Source organism: Roseovarius sp. B08, assembly GCF_051417955.1.
Taxonomy (GTDB): Bacteria; Pseudomonadota; Alphaproteobacteria; order Rhodobacterales; family Rhodobacteraceae; genus Roseovarius.
This window is the reverse complement of record NZ_JBPRLW010000002.1, coordinates 112,412-128,177: the sequence shown is the minus strand read 5'-3', so window position 1 is coordinate 128,177 and position 15,766 is coordinate 112,412. Positions and strand designations below refer to the sequence as shown.

Annotated in this window: 13 protein-coding genes and 1 pseudogene; 4 read left to right on the top strand and 10 right to left on the bottom strand. The window is 61.2% G+C overall.

Annotated elements, in window-relative coordinates:
* Nucleotides 1-1,412 precede the first annotated feature (1,412 nt).
* The 4 genes from ACSQ76_RS21890 to ACSQ76_RS21875 all read left to right on the top strand — a co-directional run bounded on the left by ACSQ76_RS21890 (nucleotide 1,413) and on the right by ACSQ76_RS21875 (nucleotide 7,158).
* Entirely contained in the window at nucleotides 1,413-1,796 is a 384-nt protein-coding gene (locus ACSQ76_RS21890) for a helix-turn-helix domain-containing protein (RefSeq protein WP_437158315.1), read from the top strand.
* 65 nt (nucleotides 1,797-1,861) lie between these two features.
* On the top strand, nucleotides 1,862-2,887 hold the full coding sequence (locus ACSQ76_RS21885) for a hypothetical protein (RefSeq protein WP_437158314.1): 1,026 nt from the start codon (nucleotides 1,862-1,864) through the stop codon (nucleotides 2,885-2,887).
* Nucleotides 2,888-3,829: 942 nt separating this feature from the next.
* Nucleotides 3,830-5,683: a tyrosine-type recombinase/integrase gene (locus ACSQ76_RS21880; protein ID WP_437158313.1), complete on the top strand. Its 1,854-nt coding sequence runs from the start codon at nucleotides 3,830-3,832 to the stop codon at nucleotides 5,681-5,683.
* Nucleotides 5,684-5,757: 74 nt separating this feature from the next.
* Nucleotides 5,758-7,158: a hypothetical protein gene (locus ACSQ76_RS21875; protein ID WP_437158312.1), complete on the top strand. Its 1,401-nt coding sequence runs from the start codon at nucleotides 5,758-5,760 to the stop codon at nucleotides 7,156-7,158.
* A gap of 181 nt (nucleotides 7,159-7,339) precedes the next feature.
* Here ACSQ76_RS21875 and ACSQ76_RS21870 read toward each other — a convergent pair whose 3' ends face one another.
* The 10 genes and pseudogenes from ACSQ76_RS21870 to ACSQ76_RS21825 all read right to left on the bottom strand — a co-directional run bounded on the left by ACSQ76_RS21870 (nucleotide 7,340) and on the right by ACSQ76_RS21825 (nucleotide 15,761).
* Nucleotides 7,340-7,900, bottom strand: coding sequence for a hypothetical protein (locus ACSQ76_RS21870; RefSeq protein WP_437158311.1), 561 nt, complete (start codon nucleotides 7,898-7,900; stop codon nucleotides 7,340-7,342).
* Between the two features lie 169 nt (nucleotides 7,901-8,069).
* On the bottom strand, nucleotides 8,070-8,825 hold the full coding sequence (locus ACSQ76_RS21865; protein ID WP_437158310.1) for a hypothetical protein: 756 nt from the start codon (nucleotides 8,823-8,825) through the stop codon (nucleotides 8,070-8,072).
* Between the two features lie 87 nt (nucleotides 8,826-8,912).
* On the bottom strand, nucleotides 8,913-9,701 hold the full coding sequence (locus tag ACSQ76_RS21860) for a hypothetical protein (RefSeq protein ID WP_437158309.1): 789 nt from the start codon (nucleotides 9,699-9,701) through the stop codon (nucleotides 8,913-8,915).
* 460 nt (nucleotides 9,702-10,161) lie between these two features.
* Complete coding sequence (locus ACSQ76_RS21855) at nucleotides 10,162-10,479, bottom strand: hypothetical protein (RefSeq protein ID WP_437158308.1); 318 nt, start codon at nucleotides 10,477-10,479, stop codon at nucleotides 10,162-10,164.
* Between the two features lie 7 nt (nucleotides 10,480-10,486).
* The gene (locus ACSQ76_RS21850) at nucleotides 10,487-10,891 is read right to left on the bottom strand and encodes an MBL fold metallo-hydrolase (RefSeq protein ID WP_437158478.1); all 405 of its coding nucleotides are present in this window, start codon (nucleotides 10,889-10,891) and stop codon (nucleotides 10,487-10,489) included.
* Between the two features lie 292 nt (nucleotides 10,892-11,183).
* The gene (locus tag ACSQ76_RS21845; protein WP_437158307.1) at nucleotides 11,184-11,750 is read right to left on the bottom strand and encodes a biotin transporter BioY; all 567 of its coding nucleotides are present in this window, start codon (nucleotides 11,748-11,750) and stop codon (nucleotides 11,184-11,186) included.
* A 48-nt stretch (nucleotides 11,751-11,798) separates the two neighbouring features.
* Complete coding sequence (locus ACSQ76_RS21840) at nucleotides 11,799-12,965, bottom strand: acyl-CoA dehydrogenase family protein (RefSeq protein WP_057817041.1); 1,167 nt, start codon at nucleotides 12,963-12,965, stop codon at nucleotides 11,799-11,801.
* Nucleotides 12,962-14,467 carry a biotin/lipoyl-containing protein gene (locus ACSQ76_RS21835; protein WP_437158306.1) on the bottom strand — a complete coding sequence of 502 codons (1,506 nt, stop codon included), beginning with the start codon at nucleotides 14,465-14,467 and terminating at the stop codon, nucleotides 12,962-12,964. The genes ACSQ76_RS21840 and ACSQ76_RS21835 overlap by 4 nt, the downstream gene beginning before the upstream one ends.
* A gap of 230 nt (nucleotides 14,468-14,697) precedes the next feature.
* Nucleotides 14,698-14,970: pseudogene (locus ACSQ76_RS21830) on the bottom strand (biotin carboxylase N-terminal domain-containing protein); the annotation flags it as partial.
* Nucleotides 14,967-15,761, bottom strand: a complete 795-nt coding sequence (locus ACSQ76_RS21825; protein WP_057817045.1) for a crotonase/enoyl-CoA hydratase family protein — start codon at nucleotides 15,759-15,761, stop codon at nucleotides 14,967-14,969. The pseudogene ACSQ76_RS21830 and the gene ACSQ76_RS21825, both read right to left, overlap by 4 nt.
* Nucleotides 15,762-15,766: the final 5 nt, after the last annotated feature.

Genomic DNA, 15,766 nt, shown 5'->3' with positions numbered 1-15,766 from the left:
TCGGCTGCAACACCTCCAGCGGTGAAGCAGATCAGAAGAGTTAGCATTGTGAAAGCACGCAATTGATTTCTCCTCGTAAACTTCTCGAACAGGTAGAATGTGAATATGGCGGTTTGCGGGCGATTAACGAGTTTTATTGAGTTTGTGACTGTTCCTTTTAACCGCCAACCATGGACAGGAAGGTTTGTTCCGAGGCGCTGCAGGTAGTAAACTTAATCTAGTAGCGTTTCCCTGCGAGTGTTGGACACATACTAGTTCCGAAAGGATTTGTGAGCAGCCGCGGCGAAAGCTCACTTCGTCCGCAATGCCGACCTTCGGCGCAGAAGTCTCTCGAATTTTGCTTCGGGAAACTTTGTCGGACATAGCGTCATGCCCGCAGACATCTCGGCCATGAGTTGCAACACGAAACGCAGAGGGCTGGCATCAATTCTGCGGCCCCGGTTTCAATCTCTAAACGCGCAAGTCCGACGCCGTTCTAATCACAAGCGAGGAGTAATCGCTACGCGACTTGAGCATAGGTCTCCAGACTTTCAGGCTCTGATCGCAGAAACTCCGATTATTTCTTCGTCCCGCCGTCCTCGCTGGACGGCTTTCGCCAGTTTGAGGGGATTGGGAAAGTCTGTATGATCTGTTGCATGTTCATGCCCCTGAATGATGAGGTATTTTAACGTACCTGTCTTGGAAATCCAAATTTTCGAATGGGCTCCGGGAATTGCCGGCAAGGATCATGAACACATGCGTGCTGGTCATGTTCCCTGATGAAGCGCTTCACTTTCATGGCTCAAGAATTGGTCGCGAAGCGCATGAAGCTGGTTGTCTTCAAACGTTGAGATAGAGCGCAGCGATTGTCGCACGGCGACAGCGGCGCAGCCGCTCATTCCGCGCCAAGGTCAGGCGCTCAGCACGCGAGTTGCACGATAGACGAGTGCCAATCATCTGGTCGATTTCCGTTCTCGCCAAGCATTGGTGTTTCTGCTCCCCCAGAGCTCCACCCATCTGTTGGACAGGGCTTCAGCCCTCGTCAGACCAACAAAATGGAAATCGTTATGACTTCAAAGTACCCACACGTTCACGTGCCGCTCACTGATGAAGACAGTTCAGCGCCCGCCATAGTCTCGCGTTGTCGCCGTGCTGCGCGGCGTGCCGGATTGCCCCAGGCCGAATGTGACGAGTTTACGCGCGCCGCATTCTCCGGAACTTACGACGACTTGGTTGCAACGGCCATGACATGGTTCAAGTGCTCATGACCACACTTCCTAATCGTCACAGGGAAGCAGTCGTGGAGAAACCGTCCAGCCAGCTGGGTCGGCAGGTCCGCAGTCTTGCCGTCTGTCTCCGGGCCGCGTTTTGCGCGTAGAATTTGAAACCTCTCCATCCGGGACCTTTCTCCAGCGAAAGACCTGGAGAACCGGATGCGACTTTCGACCACCTCGGAACCTGACGCCCTTCGCTTGTTCAGCCGCAGGCGTCTTTTGCAACGCTGGCAGCACGGGAGCGACGCGTTTTTCTGGCGTGCGGAGCGCGACGGGCTGCTCGTCCCGCGGCGTAACGGGCGCCGGATTGGCTATGCCGAAGAGGATGTGTTTGCGTTCGAAGGCGGTCAGCCGCCGAAGGGCATGCTCGACGCATATCGTCTCGATCTGCTGACACCGGAGGAAGTCGCGGCGCGGTGCACGCTGAAGCGGGGAACGATCCTCGAACGTGCCCGGCGAGGTGCGCTGCCGGGCCGGAGAATTGGCGCGGCCTGGCGCTTTGTTCCCGCCGAGGTCGCAAGATGGCTGCAGACGTGGTGCTGATGCACGCACCATAGCGAAACGTCACATCAAACTTTCCGAGTACACTTCAATCAAAGGACCAATCCATGTCGAAACACCCCAAGCATGTCAGTGTCGCCGAGCCGACCCTTATCGTTTCCAACGCTCTGCATGTCGGAGCAACATACCGTATCGCGGCCGAATGTCTTAACGCCGAGGGCCATTTGCCTGAGGACGATTTCCGTCTTGCGCGCGATGTCCAGGACGTCGATCAGCGGCTGCCGGACTTCAACGCAGCCTACCTACGCGATTGCCATGATCATGTCATAGCGCTCCGGGATGAACACTCTCCTCTGGGGCGATCCGACGCGCAGACCCTGACGTCGCTTCTTGCAGTTCACGGCAAGCTCGTAAATGCAGCCGGCCAGGGTCCGCTCAATCAGTTCGAAGGCCTCGGCGGTCTCGCGATCGTGGAAGAGGACATCGCCCTGTTGTTCAAGAAGACCGGTACGCAAAAGGGAGATACCGCTGCGCGGGCGGTGATCGCATGTGCCGCCAATGCCTGCGACACGGCCGTTCTCAGCCGCCGGCACCAGGAATTCAACGGCCTTGCCGGCCCGGTCTCCGCGGAGGCGGGGCTGTCCTTCACCCGGAGTGTCCACGACCTCTGGCGTCACGGGAAGATTGAGTGGGACGACCCGCGGCGGAAGCTCGATCCATCGTTTGTCAAATCACATCCGCTCTTTGACGCCCCTTCGGGGCAATTCCTGGAGGAAGCCTCCGCTTCAATGCAGGATATCATGCCCGAGTTGACAGGCGCCCGAGATCACCCGCTGTGGGGACGGGCGGCCATCGAGACCGATATCGGGGAGTTCCAGGCTGCGGCCGAGCAGATACGTGCTCCGATAAAGTCCGGTCAGAAGGCCCGGACAAAAGCACATGCCAGAGTGATGATGGCCCTGGCAAGCATGACTGAGCGGGCCGGGCTCAATGTGTCACACTCGGCTCCGGCATCCGGGGCCGCAGCGAGCTTGTTTGCGATCTGCGCCAGCGCCTCAGCCAGATGCCATGTCCATCGGAAGCGCGCGCGCGAGCAGGTCTCGCCGACAAGGCAATCCTCCGCACGTCGTTGAGCCTGGCGGCCGCCGGGGCAGGGGCCACAGGCAACCGTGTCGACCGGCGCGGACATGCGGCCACAGATCTGTTTTCCACGAGATTACGCACTGGCAGGACAAACGGCCATGAGAGAGAACAGATCTCGAAAAAGAAATGCACAAAATCAGTGGCTTATAAATTTCTCGGGATTTCTAGTTCCGGAAAGGTGCCGCCGAACCCTTATTTTGAGTGTCGGCAGCAGCGAAGCGAGACCCAGGCCCCGTTACACCGCTCCGGCGCATCAGACCGGGAGACAATGCAACTGTCTTTCCGGGTTTGCCGCCGAAGAGGCGGCTGAGAAGAAAAAGGCGTATACCCGCACCGTTTCACGGACAGCGTGGGCAATAATGGACCGGATGTCCGGTACCGCGCCAAAGCAGTTTGCCGCCGCATAGGCGGCTGAGACATCGTATGCGGTCGTGAGACCGTGGCGGCTGGCCCGTGCAACGGGCTGGCACCGGACCGGAACTTCCGGCACGGCACGCCAAAACCCATTGCCGCCGAACAGGCGGTTCGTGTTCCAAACGCCCGGGTCACACGACCTGGAAAGATGGTCTCCTTTTGCACTTGCGGCCCGCAGGACTCGTTCCTGCGGGTCTTTTTTTCGTGTTCCGACCCGCCAATTTGAAACCGGCTCTTCGGGGAGCTTTCTCCGTCTCATGACTTCGATGAAACCCCGGAAACGCCCCATGGAAAACCCTTCCGAAAACCGGCCTCACGGCCCGCAAATGGGCGCGTCCGCGAACCGCCCGTCTGAACGGACAACCAAGCGTTTGAAGGGCATTCAGAGCCACCTGAACGAAACGCCTATCCAAGTTTACGGTCCTTACCTGCACCCCCGTTCCGTTCAGTTCGGTGTGACTGAACGGACGGCGCTGCCGATGAACACTCAACCTTCCCGATGAAAGAAAGGAAAACCGATGCAAATCGAAACTCTTCAACATGTCTATCAACTGCTTCCGGATCTCTATTCCGAAACCTCGCGGGACGCGTATCGCGCCGCCTTCCGGCGCGCGGAGCGCCTGACGAACAAGAAGCTCTCGCAACTTGCGGCGGACGAACGGGCGTGGGAGCAGGAGCTCTCCAAAATCGTCTGGGCCGGCGAATTCCGCGCAAAGACTCCGGAAGCTGCCGAGCGCGCGTTCGAGACCTGGGGCGGCAAGATCCCCGCGGCGATCCGACGTGCGCGCAAGCATACCGGATCGGGTCCAGCCGGCGATCGCGACGCGCAGGGCGCTTGGGACCGGATCGCGGACTATGTGTCCGACGTGGAGAACTGCTTCGACGAGACGGGCCAGAGGATTCTGCCCAACATGTCGGGCCTGTCGATCGCAAATCTGCGCGCGCGGCTCGGGCACATGCGTCCACAAACGGTGGACACCGAAGGTGCAATCGAGGCACTGCGAAAGCTTCCCGCGGACAAGACGGAGAGTTATCGGAATGCTGTGCGGTTCTTCAATCGCCTGATCCGCGAACAGAACTGTCACGCGCCCATCGCGGACCTGCTGCCGAATTCACCGGTGGGGACGTTGCCCACGCGGCGCGATGCGCCGATCGACTGGTCACTCTTCTCGCAAGAGTTCCTCGACGCTCGTGACGCCGCGCTGGACGAAGCGGTGGGGACCGAGGCCGACAAGAAAAGCTCCCGCGCCGCCCGGATTGCCGCGCGGCGCCAAAACAAGCGTACGCGCCGGCGGCGCGTCTTCAACCCGGACGCGACACGGAAAAACTACGTCCGTTCGCTGTCATGGCTTGCACGTCACGCCGAAGCAGACCGCGGGGACGTCTACGATGTCAAAACGCTCGAAGATCTCGTCACGGAAGATCGCGTCGAGGCGGCGGTAAACCGGTTCATTGCCCGCGGCCAGTCGGACGAGGAGCTCCGCGATACGAAACAGACGAGTTCGCTCAAAAGCTACCTGTCAGCTCTCGTGTCGCTTGTGCGCCGCAACGGAATGGACGAGGACCTGGTATTCGCGATCGAGGATATCGCGGATGACCCGGACTATGTCTCGGATCGTGCGGGTGAGATGTCCGCGACGCGCGAGGAGTTCATCCGTCTTGTCGATCGCGACCCGGCGATCGTGCGAGCGATCGTCGCAGGTCCGGAGACGCTCATGAAGGAGTCCCGGCGGGGTTTCGATCGCTGGGAGCGGTCGCGTGACTCTCAGCAAGCCGAAACCCTCCATCTTTCGGTCGCAGGCGCCGCGATGGCTGTGCAGCTGGCGCGGCCGCTTCGGACGCGCAACGTCAACGAGTTCGACGCGGGCGGGCAGGGGGCTGATCTCATCGCCCCGCGCCGCGCGGGCGCCCAGGCCTGGATCGAGATCGATCGAACGAAAGTGAAGAACCGCCGCGCGATCGAAGGCCCGGTGCCGGACTGGCTGTGGGCGGTTCTCGAGAGCTGGCAGCACGAGGGCCGCCCGCTCTGGATCGCGCGGCACAAGAAGACTGGCTGCCGCGACACCGATGCGCTCTTTCCCGGAACGCGGGGTGGCTATCTCACGCGCTCGACATTCAACAAGTGCTGGAATCGAGGCATGTCGCGCCTTGGGCTTACCGGGCTTACACCGCACATGATGCGCCACGTTGCGGCGACGCTCTATCTCGCGGTGCATCCCGGCGACTATCACGTCGTCGCTGCACTGCTCTGCGACGAGTTGAAGACCGTCGAGCAATTCTATTCCCGCGGCGAGGGACGGGCGGCCGCCGAACTTTTCGCGCAGGTGCTGGAAGACCTGCATCCCACTTTGCGCTTGCGGGGGGCCGCGTGATGCCACCCAAGCCCAAAAGCCGCGCCGCGCGCGCCGATGCGCTGGTGGTCGCAATGCCCAGTGTCCCGAGGGACGTGGCCGAACGTCTGCGCGAGGCCGCGCTCGTCAAGGACCTTGCGCCGCGGGGCATGCCCGCGGCGCTGGATCGCTTCTTCTCCCGCCTGGCGGCGGAGGGCCGCGCGCCGGAGTTCGCACAGGCAGAGGACTTTGCCGCATCGGCGCAGAGCCGGACGGTGTTCCGCACGCTCTTGACGGCGCTGTCGCGGTTCGCGCCTGAGGTGCCGACCGCGGCGGCTGTGCCGGTCAAGCGCGACTGGGACGCCTGGCTCAACGGGCGGTACAACACCCGCACTCCGCGTCCGCGCCGCTCGCGCCGCGAAGCCCTGAGACCCGAGGATTGGCCCGCGCCCTGGCGCGATACGTTGCCGTGCCTCGAAAAGCGCGTTCGTCGCGACGGGCGGCGGTATCGTCCCCTCGCGCAGAAAACCCGGGCCGCGGTGGTCCAGGCGGTCGGTCTCCTGGCGCTCGCGCGGGAACACGCGATTGCCGAAGGCCGTGAGCCGGGCGACGGATTCACGCCAGAGCTCGCGGAGACGTTTCTCGGCTTCCTGATCGGTCGTGTAAACCCAGCCAGCGGTGAGCCGATACGGTTCGGGACAATCGCCGATTACTTCGAGCGCGTGATGTGCTTTGCCGCCCGGGCCGAACTCTACGGGCCGGACGGTGAAGCGTCCTTTGGAGAGATCCTCGCAGCCTGTCGCGCGGAGGAGGCCGAAGAGACCCCGGCAAAACGGGCCGCGATGCGCGCGTTCCGCGAGACGCACGGGCTTGATGGCGTTCTCGAGGCCGCCGTCGCAGCAAGCGAGGAGGCGCGCGATCTGCCCGGGCATTCGGACAAGGCGGCCCGCCTGCGGCGCAAGGCGGTCGTCTTCGCGCTTCTTGTCAACGGTGTGGACCGGCAGGGAGACCTGTCCGAGTTTCGGATTGGCCGCGACATCGTCCGCCGGGCGGACGGAACCTGGGAACCGGCGTTCCGGCAATCGAAGACGGCTCGCTGGAAAGAGAACGGTCCGCTCTGGGGGCTCACCGGCTTGCTCATCGATGCCCATCTGCTCGAGGGCCGACCGGCCTGGTGCATCGAGACACGCATCGCCGAGCTCGACGGGCGCAATCTTTTGAGCCTGCGGGACGAGGGCTTCGACACGTATCACGCGTCCAAGCTGCTTCGCGAGGCGTTCGGGATATCCGGGCATCTCATTCGGACAGCCGTCACCGATCTGCTGCGCCGCCATCGCCCCGATGCCGCCTGGGCCGTCCAAAGACTGCTGGGACACTCGGTCGAGTGGATGCAAGAGCGCTACCGCAGTGAGTTCGCGGAAGTAGCCAGCGTGGAGAAATACCATGCCGCGCTCGAAATGCTCGTGCGAGGAGGCGCATCCGCCGACCCCAAGCAAAAGCGACGAAAGCGCGGATAATGCAACGACTGGTCGCCTCCGTTCCCGAAGTCAGGCAGTGGCGACCAGTTGGCCGTGTAAACATCTTGGGGCCGCCCGAATAATCAAGTCCGAAGCTCATGGAGAGCTTGTAGGCGACGAGGATCCGGCGCCGCACCGAAGGTTTTATTGTTGAACCATCCGGAACGGGGTGCGGGGCTATTCAGAATGTTTCGAGGTTCCTGGCGCGGCGGAAAAGCTTGGACGGCGCAGGGTATCTCGCATTGAGGCGTCGCAGTGTGTCGGCCTGTGTTTCACGGGTCACATTCGCCGAGTCCTGCAGAGAATTTGCCACGCCTTGCCAGAACCGCGGCGAAGGCGTGATCACGCGTCTGGCACGTATCAAATGCGTCGTGCGTTCGGTTGCCTCGATCGTCAGCGGCCACGTTGTTGCATGATTGAGTTCATGTGCGCGCGAGAGCGTCCGGGCCAGCCTCCCGCGGCTGTCCGGAGTTTCCAGCCCGAGGGAGAACGGCGCATCGAAAACGAGGGTGCGGAACCGGAAGAGGAATAGCGGGAATGCTCCGCCACGGCAGGCAACGCGTACGTGCCCGATCCGGATTTTGCCATTCTGCACGGCCGCTACATCCTTCTCGGACAGGTTGGTATATTGAATGCGGAAAGAGGCGGAGATGTTGCGCTCATCGCCTTCGATGGACATGACCGCAGCATCTGCGGAAAACGGCGGTAAGGAGGAGATGCCAACGTGGGTGATTGTGTTCATGTTTAGGGCCTTTCTTCTGAAAAAGAGGGGTCAAGGGAGGCGGCTCATCGCCTCGAAGTAAATGTCGGATCAATGCGGAAGGCGCGGAAAAAGAAGTTTGGTGGGGATGTCAATTTCCAGGAAATCGACCAAGGGGCAGCGAGGTACCAGGCCGAGTGTAACTGTACTCTTATTGATCAGATTCCGCGGCTCTCAGGCGCGTGCCGTCGATCGGACGCGTGCGGTCGCGATACGCAAGGACAAGCTGGTCGATCTCTTCCAGAAAACCAAAAACGGACGGCAGATGGACATTGCTGCCGCGCATTCTCCGCTCGTCCAGCCAGGCTGTCGCGTTTCGGCGTTCTTCGTTCCTGATGGCCGCGTTTTCCGAGGCGAAGACTTGGCTTGCGGCCCGTCGTTTCATGCGCTGATGGGTGCTTTCGGAGAGCCGCGCTTCCTGCTCCAGAGATACGGCCGCACGCAGGAGCTGAAGAGAAAACCCGTCGTTTCCGTTGAACCAGGCGCGCGCGTCCTGCAGCGCGCGTGCGAGGCGCGAGAGTTCCTCATCCGGAACCTCGATCAGTTCCCAGTTTCCGGCGCTGGCGCGGGCTTTGACTTCGGCTCTGGCGACATGCTCGAGGAGCGGGCCGAGCGCGGACAGGTTCCGAACGAAGCGCGCGCGGAAGACATCAAAGGCGCACTGGAAGACGCAGGTTTGCCGCATCGGGGGCCGATCCATGTACTGAACGAGCGTCACCTGGCGCACGCGCATGGTCTTGAAAAAACGCACCCGTCCGACGCAAGGCACGAGAAAATGAAACCGAGCAAGCCGCCGGCGTGCCTCGTTGACGGTCATGTTCCCGTACTCACGGCAAATCGGGGCTGCGGCTTTCAAGAGCTTGATTTCAAGCCGGTCGGGTGTATTGACCGGAGGACGTATCAGCATAATGGCAATCCCTTTGATCTCGGTTGTCGATAGAGATTGGCCCATATCGAAATACCCGAAATCGAAAGACTGCGGGATGACGCAACGTCAGGCAGGACCTTGTACCCGGGTCCAGTGCTCTCGTGCGCGCATTTCGCCGCGGGTCAATGCAACGGAGCTTCCGTTGAACACCGCGACGGGTGGCTTGTCCGCAACCCGGTGATAGAGACGGCCGGGAAACCACGTCGTGGCGTCGTGAGAGATCTTGACGCGCATGCGGATCACGACGTCGCTCGCGAAATCCACTTCCGGGCAAAATAAGTAGCCATGCGGCAAGACGCGAGAGAGCTTGCACGCGGCGCCGATCCAGCGGCGCCGGATCTTCGACCAGGGCGACGTTCCGGGATCGAGGCCGGGTATGTAGAATTCCGGGACTTTGGCAGGCGCGTGCATTGCGACACGCGTGTAGAAGAGCAGCTGTGCGGAGGATGAGGCGCAGGACAGCATCGACGTATCGATCATTGCGAACTGTCCGTTCTTCGGCCGGCTGGTATATGCCTCGATTACCGCACGTGAGAAGCGGAAGCTTAGATCGCGAGCACTGGCGCCGAGCTGGAAGCTTTCGATCAGCCTCGCGTCGCCGAGTTCGGACATTGCGGGCCCGATCGCGCGCAGGTCGTTTGTCGACCGTGGGAAAGCGCAGGCGATGAGTTTCCGCGACAGCACGTCGAGGGAGCGCTGCACGGGGCGTGACATCGACGTTATTTTGAAAAACGGATGCTTGTCGGTGATAAAACACAAGGCGTGAAAGACACGAAGGGCATCGAGGGAGAGATTTGCGTGCTCGACAAGCGCGACTAATTCCGCGGGGCAGAGGTATTCGTTGGGTTCGGACATGATGATCTCGGTTGCGTCGGTTTCTCCGGAGATGGATCCGAAGGCCGCCCGCACAAAATGCCGAACCGGCCGTGAAACCCGCCAACCTGTCCGGATGATCCTCCAACATACCCGAAAGTTTTGTCTCGCTGCCCGGAAGAGCCGCGTGTGAATTCCGGGATTTGGGCTTTGTCATCCGGAGATCTTCGCAACATGCCCGGGAATTATGCGCGACAATCCGAGCCGTGTGCCGGTCCGGTCAGACAAACCCGGGAGATCATTCGGTTATCCGGCGCGAGAACCTCCCAGAACGTAGAACCTCTACAGACCCTCAACAGAAGGGATTGGTGGGGGATTTGAGAAGAGGGGCAGAGCGCCGCCTGAGCTATGCCCGTTCGCCTCGCTTCTTCGCAAGATAGGGCATTTGTCGCAGCCCATTCTGGAATGCACCGGGCGACAATTTGAAGTCGCATAATGTATCTTATGTTAATTTCCAGACCTCGCCATCTTGTACCACCCTCGACTCAGACAACAGCTTCTCCAGATGCGCCGCAACGTTTCGTCCTGCGGCCATTGCGATATGTGGGTCGGTTTTCTGGTAGACGGAAGCGGCGATATTCTGGACCGAATCCGGGGTGTTTGAGAGGTGGGCGAGGATCTCCGCCTCGCGACGCATGCGGTTGGAAAGCAACCGTTTGACGTAAGGTTGCGGATCCCGGAGTATAGGTCCGTGCCCCGGAAAGTAGATCCTATCGTCGCGCTCAATCAGCCGCTGTAGCTGCGCGCAGTAGTCGTGCATGTTTCCGTCAGGGGGCTGACACGATCGAACTGTTCCAACTCATAACGTGGTCGCCCGTGAAGAGCACTCCGTCAGGTCTCGCGAAACAAAGGTGGTCGCTCGCGTGACCAGGTGTGTGCAGGACGGTAAGACCGGCAATGACCTGTCCGTCCTCCAGAAACCGGTCAGGTCGAAATGCATCGTCAGGGAATGCCCGTGAGGCATAAACAGGTGCGTCTGTCCGTGCTCGCAGGGCTGGGACGACTCCAAAATGATCAGAATGGTGGTGTGTGAGCAGAATCCCGGATGGTTTGGCCCCCAAATTTTCGATGATTGCCTCGAAATGTGCACTGTCTTCTGCTGGGCCGGGGTCGATTATGAACCGACCATCAGGCGTATCAATGATGTAGCTATTTGTCCCGTGGTAGGTCATCTTTCCGGGATTATTCGCGACGATCCTCAAAATTCCAGGGGCCAATTCGACTTCCTTCGCGCGGCAAGGCTCCGGCTCTGAGAAAAACATGCTGCTTCCTTTCATTGTGTGCGACCAGGTATTGATTGTGAACAATCCTGTTCGTACAGTTTTGCGCATTGCTCTTGCATGGTGCCGGAAACCTCAATCTGGCGACCGGTGCCTGTCAAATCTGGCATCCGGACCATTTCAACTTATATTGAACCAAGACCGTATGAGACTGAAACAGTCTGATACAGTCTTGGGCTGGCAGTCACACAGGTTGGCGATTGTGGAAACCTGTATACAGAGCCACTGCGATCGCCGCTTTTATCAGATCCCCAGGAAGGAACGGGTATAGCCCGGCGATCAGTAGTTTCTCGCCATAGCCGACAAAGCCACCCAACCAGAGCAGCCCTGCGCAATACATGACTATCGAACCAAAAAAGACCGCGACAGATGCTCTGAACGCAGGCCGAAGTCCTTGCAGTGCTTGAACAATCCACCCGGCAGCGGCCGCTGCAAGTGCGAAGCCTACCAAGTATCCGCCTGTGGGACCCGCAATATACGCCAGTCCGGCCGGAGCCGGAGGCGTGCCTGCGAAAACCGGCAGGCCAAGCAGACCTTCAAAAAGGTATGTCACAACAACAAGACTACTGCGCACCGGCCCCAGGAAAAGGCCCAGACCCAAGACAACCAGGGTCTGTGTAGACATAGGTACGGGGTAGAACGGCACCACGATTTTGGCGGATAGTGTCAGAAGAATTGTGCCGACGAGTATTATCGAGATCTCTTGGGTAAGTTTTGCGAGTGTTTGGCTTTGAGTGGTTTCCAGATTCATCTTTTTCGTCCTTGTTTCTGTAGACCGTTGATTTTTTGAATAGTAAGCTCACATGCGCTTGGCGACTTCTTCCAACATGACTTCGCTCGCCCCGCCGCCGATGGCCTGCACACGGGCATCGCGTGACATGCGTTCCACCGGTGTTTCGCGCATATAACCCATGCCGCCGTGAAACTGGACGCAGTCATAAAGCACGCTGTTCACCAGTTCGCCGCAATAGGCTTTGACCATCGAGACCTCTTTCACGCAGTCACCGCCCGCGGCATCCAGACCGGCGGCGTGATAGACCAGCTGACGTCCTGCCGCGATCCGCGTCTGACAGTCGGCCAGCCGTTGGCGCACGGCCTGCTTGTCCCACAGAACACCGCCAAAGGCCTTGCGCTGCTTGACGTAATCCACGGTCATGTCCAGCGCGGTTTGCGCTTCGGCACAGGCCATCGCACCCAGCACAATGCGTTCGTTCTGGAAGTTCTTCATTACCGAATAGAAACCGCGGTTGACCTCGCCCAAGACGTTTTCGGCCGGGATGCGGACATCTTCGAAGATCAGTTCGGCGGTGTCCGAGCACAGCCAGCCGGTCTTGTTCAACGCCCGTCCGACCGAAAAGCCCGGCGTGCCTTTTTCGACCGCAAATATGGTGATCCCGCGCGACCCCTTGGCATCGGGATCGGTCTTGGCACCGACAAAGTAGAGATCGCCATGCACGCCGTTGGTGATGAACATCTTGGTGCCGTTCAGCACCCAATCCGACCCGTCCCGCACCGCGCGGGAGCGCATGCCCGCCACGTCCGATCCCGCGCCCGGTTCGGTCACAGCAACGGCGGTGATCATTTCGCCCGAGACGATCGACGGCATCCAGCGCGCCTTCTGTTCCGGGGTGCCCGCGTTTTCCAGATGCGGCGAGGCCATGTCGGTGTGGACCAGAACCGTGGCCGAGAACCCGCCGAAAGTGGATCGCCCGACCTCTTCGGCCAAAACCACGCTGGACATCACGTCCAGCCCCGCGCCGCCATACTGTTCGTCATAGCGCATCCCCAGCACGCCGAGATCACCCATCCGGCGCAGCACGTCGCGGGGTACCTTGCCCTCCTCCTCCCAAGGCTCGGCCTTGGCGGTCACCTCGGCTTCAATGAACCGGCGCAACTGGTTGCGGATCATCTCGAGGTCTTCGTTGAACGGGCCGGTGACCTGAGTAATGCTGTCTTGTCTGGTCATGTGTTTTCCTCTGGATCGAGTTTGATAAGTGGGACGTGCCCGGCAACCGTATCGCCCGGAGCACAATAGATTTCCGTCACCACGCCCGCGACCGGCGCGGGCAGGCTTTGCAACAGCTTCATGGCTTCCAGCACCACCAGCGTGTCACCGGCTTCGACGCGGTCGCCGGGCGCGACGCGCACCTCGGCAACAGCACCCGGCATGGGCGCCGACAGCAGGTCAGCGCCGTCAGATCCACCCGTGGCGCGTTGCAGATGCTGATCCTCCAGCGTGCGCAGGTCTGCCGCTGTCATTCCGGCAGAGGTTTGCAGGTGCACCCGCCAATGATCGCGGGCACGTTCGACATGGGCGATGCGCGCAAATGGAACACCGTCGATGCGTCCGCTCAGACGGTCCCCGGTCAGGGCGGCGGTTTCGACCGTGACGGTCTGGCCGCCTGGCGGCACGGCGGCGAATATTGTTCCGGAGCCGGTCACGCGGATCGGGTCGTCATTCGTTGTATCCCAATAGGATGCCGCACCGGGCCGCCCCGCAGGGGCCGTGAGCCGCCATGACCCCAAGCTTTCCCAGGGCGACGCGCCCGCCGCCGCTGGCGCGAGATGCAGATGCAGCGCAATCGCGGCAAGGGCCATGTCCCGGGGATCGGGGGTCGGGTGCGTCCAGCCATCGGGGAACATCTCGGGCAAACCCGATGTGTGGTGCCGGAACGTCTGAAAATCCGGATGCAGCAGCAGGGCACGTTGATAGGCCAGATTCAGACCGACGCCACCGACGGCAAAGGCATCCATTGCGGCAACCGCCTGACGGATCGCCCCGGCCCGGTCCGGCGCATGGACGATCAGCTTGGCAATCATCGAATCGTAATGGTGGCTGACGACCGAGCCTGCTTCGACCCCTGTATCCAGCCGCACGCCGGCGGGCGGAGCCCAAAGGGTGATCTGGCCCGTCTCGGGGCGGAAGTCTTCGGCCGGGCTCTCGGCGGCGATGCGGATTTCGATGGCGTGCCCGTCGAATTGCACATCCGATTGCGCCAGTGTCAGCGGCTCGCCCCGCGCGATGCGCAACTGCCATTCAACCAGGTCGATGCCGGTGATTGCCTCGGTTACGGGGTGTTCCACCTGCAAGCGGGTGTTCATTTCCAGAAAGTAATATTCGCCACGGGCCGGATCATAGAGGTATTCGACCGTCCCCGCGGAGCGATAACCGATCGCCTGGGCCAGCCGCACAGCCGCCGCGCGCATGTCGTCGCGCACAGTCTCGGGCAGATCGGCGGCGGGGGCCTCTTCGATCAGCTTCTGGTGGTTGCGTTGCAGCGAACAGTCGCGGTCGCCCAGATGCAGCGCGGTGCCGTGGGTGTCGCCCAGCACCTGCACCTCGACGTGGCGGGCACGGGGCGCGTAGCGTTCCAGGAACACCGCCGGATCGCCAAAAGCCCCCTGGGCCTCCGCCCGGGCAGATGCGATCGCCTCGGGCGCCGCGCCCAGATCGGTGACAAGCCGCATCCCGCGCCCGCCGCCGCCGGCGCTGGCCTTGACCAGAAAGGGGTGCCAAGCGCCTTGGCCTCTTTCAGCAGGCGCGTGTCGGACTGATCTTCGCCGCGATAACCGGGCAGCACAGGCACGACCGCGTCCTCGGCGGCGGCCTTGGCTTCGATCTTGGACCCCATCCGTGCGATGGCATCGGGTTTTGGCCCGATGAACACAAGGCCCGCCGCTTCGACCGCAGCGGCGAAACCGGCGTTTTCCGACAGAAAGCCATAGCCCGGATGCACCGCCCCTGCTCCGGTCGTGCGCGCGGCGTCCAGAATGGCCTCGACGTTCAAATAGCTGTCCGACGGGGCGGCCCCGCCAATGCAGACGGCATGATCGGCCTCGGCCACGAAGGGCGCGTCGCGATCCGCCTCTGAAAACACCGCTACGCTTTCCAGTCCCAGTATGCGGCATCCGCGGTGAATGCGCCGGGCAATCTCGCCACGGTTGGCGATCAGGACTCGGGTGAAGCTCATTTCACCCGCCATGACGGAACGCTCTTGTTGATAAAGCTGTTGATGCCTTCGATGCCTTCTTCGGTTTCCCAGGCATCGGCCAGACGGTCGGCGGTATAGATCATGTTGGTTTCAAAATCGTGGGACGCGACATAGGCGATCAGCGCCTTGGTGTCGGCCACCGCGCCCGGCGCGGCCTGCAGGTGATTTTGGACGACGCTCTCGGTGGCCGCGTCCAGAACATCGGCGGCCACGACCTCGGTCAACAGACCGATCCGTTCGGCGCGCATACTGTCGAACAACGCGCCCGACAACATGGTTTCGCGCGAATGCACCTTGCCGATGCGGGCCACGACGTAGGGCGAGATATTCGCGGGCAGCAGACCCAGCTTTACTTCGGTCAGGCCAAAGCGGGATCCTTCGGTGCCAATAGTATAGTCGCAAACCGAAATCATGCCGACACCGCCACCATAGGCCGACCCGTTGATGCGCCCGATCAAGGGCTTGGGCAGCGTGTCAAGACGGCGCAACAGCCGCGCCAGCGTGGCGCTTTGTTCGACCCGCTCGGCGCGGGATTTTTCGACATTCGAGGCGAACCAGTTGAAATCACCACCCGCGCAGAAGCTCTTGCCCGCGCCGGTCAGGATCACGATGCGCACGCTGTCATCGGCGGCCAGCTTTTCGGCGGCATCGTACAGCTCAGCGATCAGCCCGCCGTTCAATGCGTTGTGCTTGTCAGGACGATTGAGCGTTACCGTGGCAACCCCGCGCGCGTCGGTTTCGACAAGGATGGTTTCATAGGTGGTCGTCATGGCAT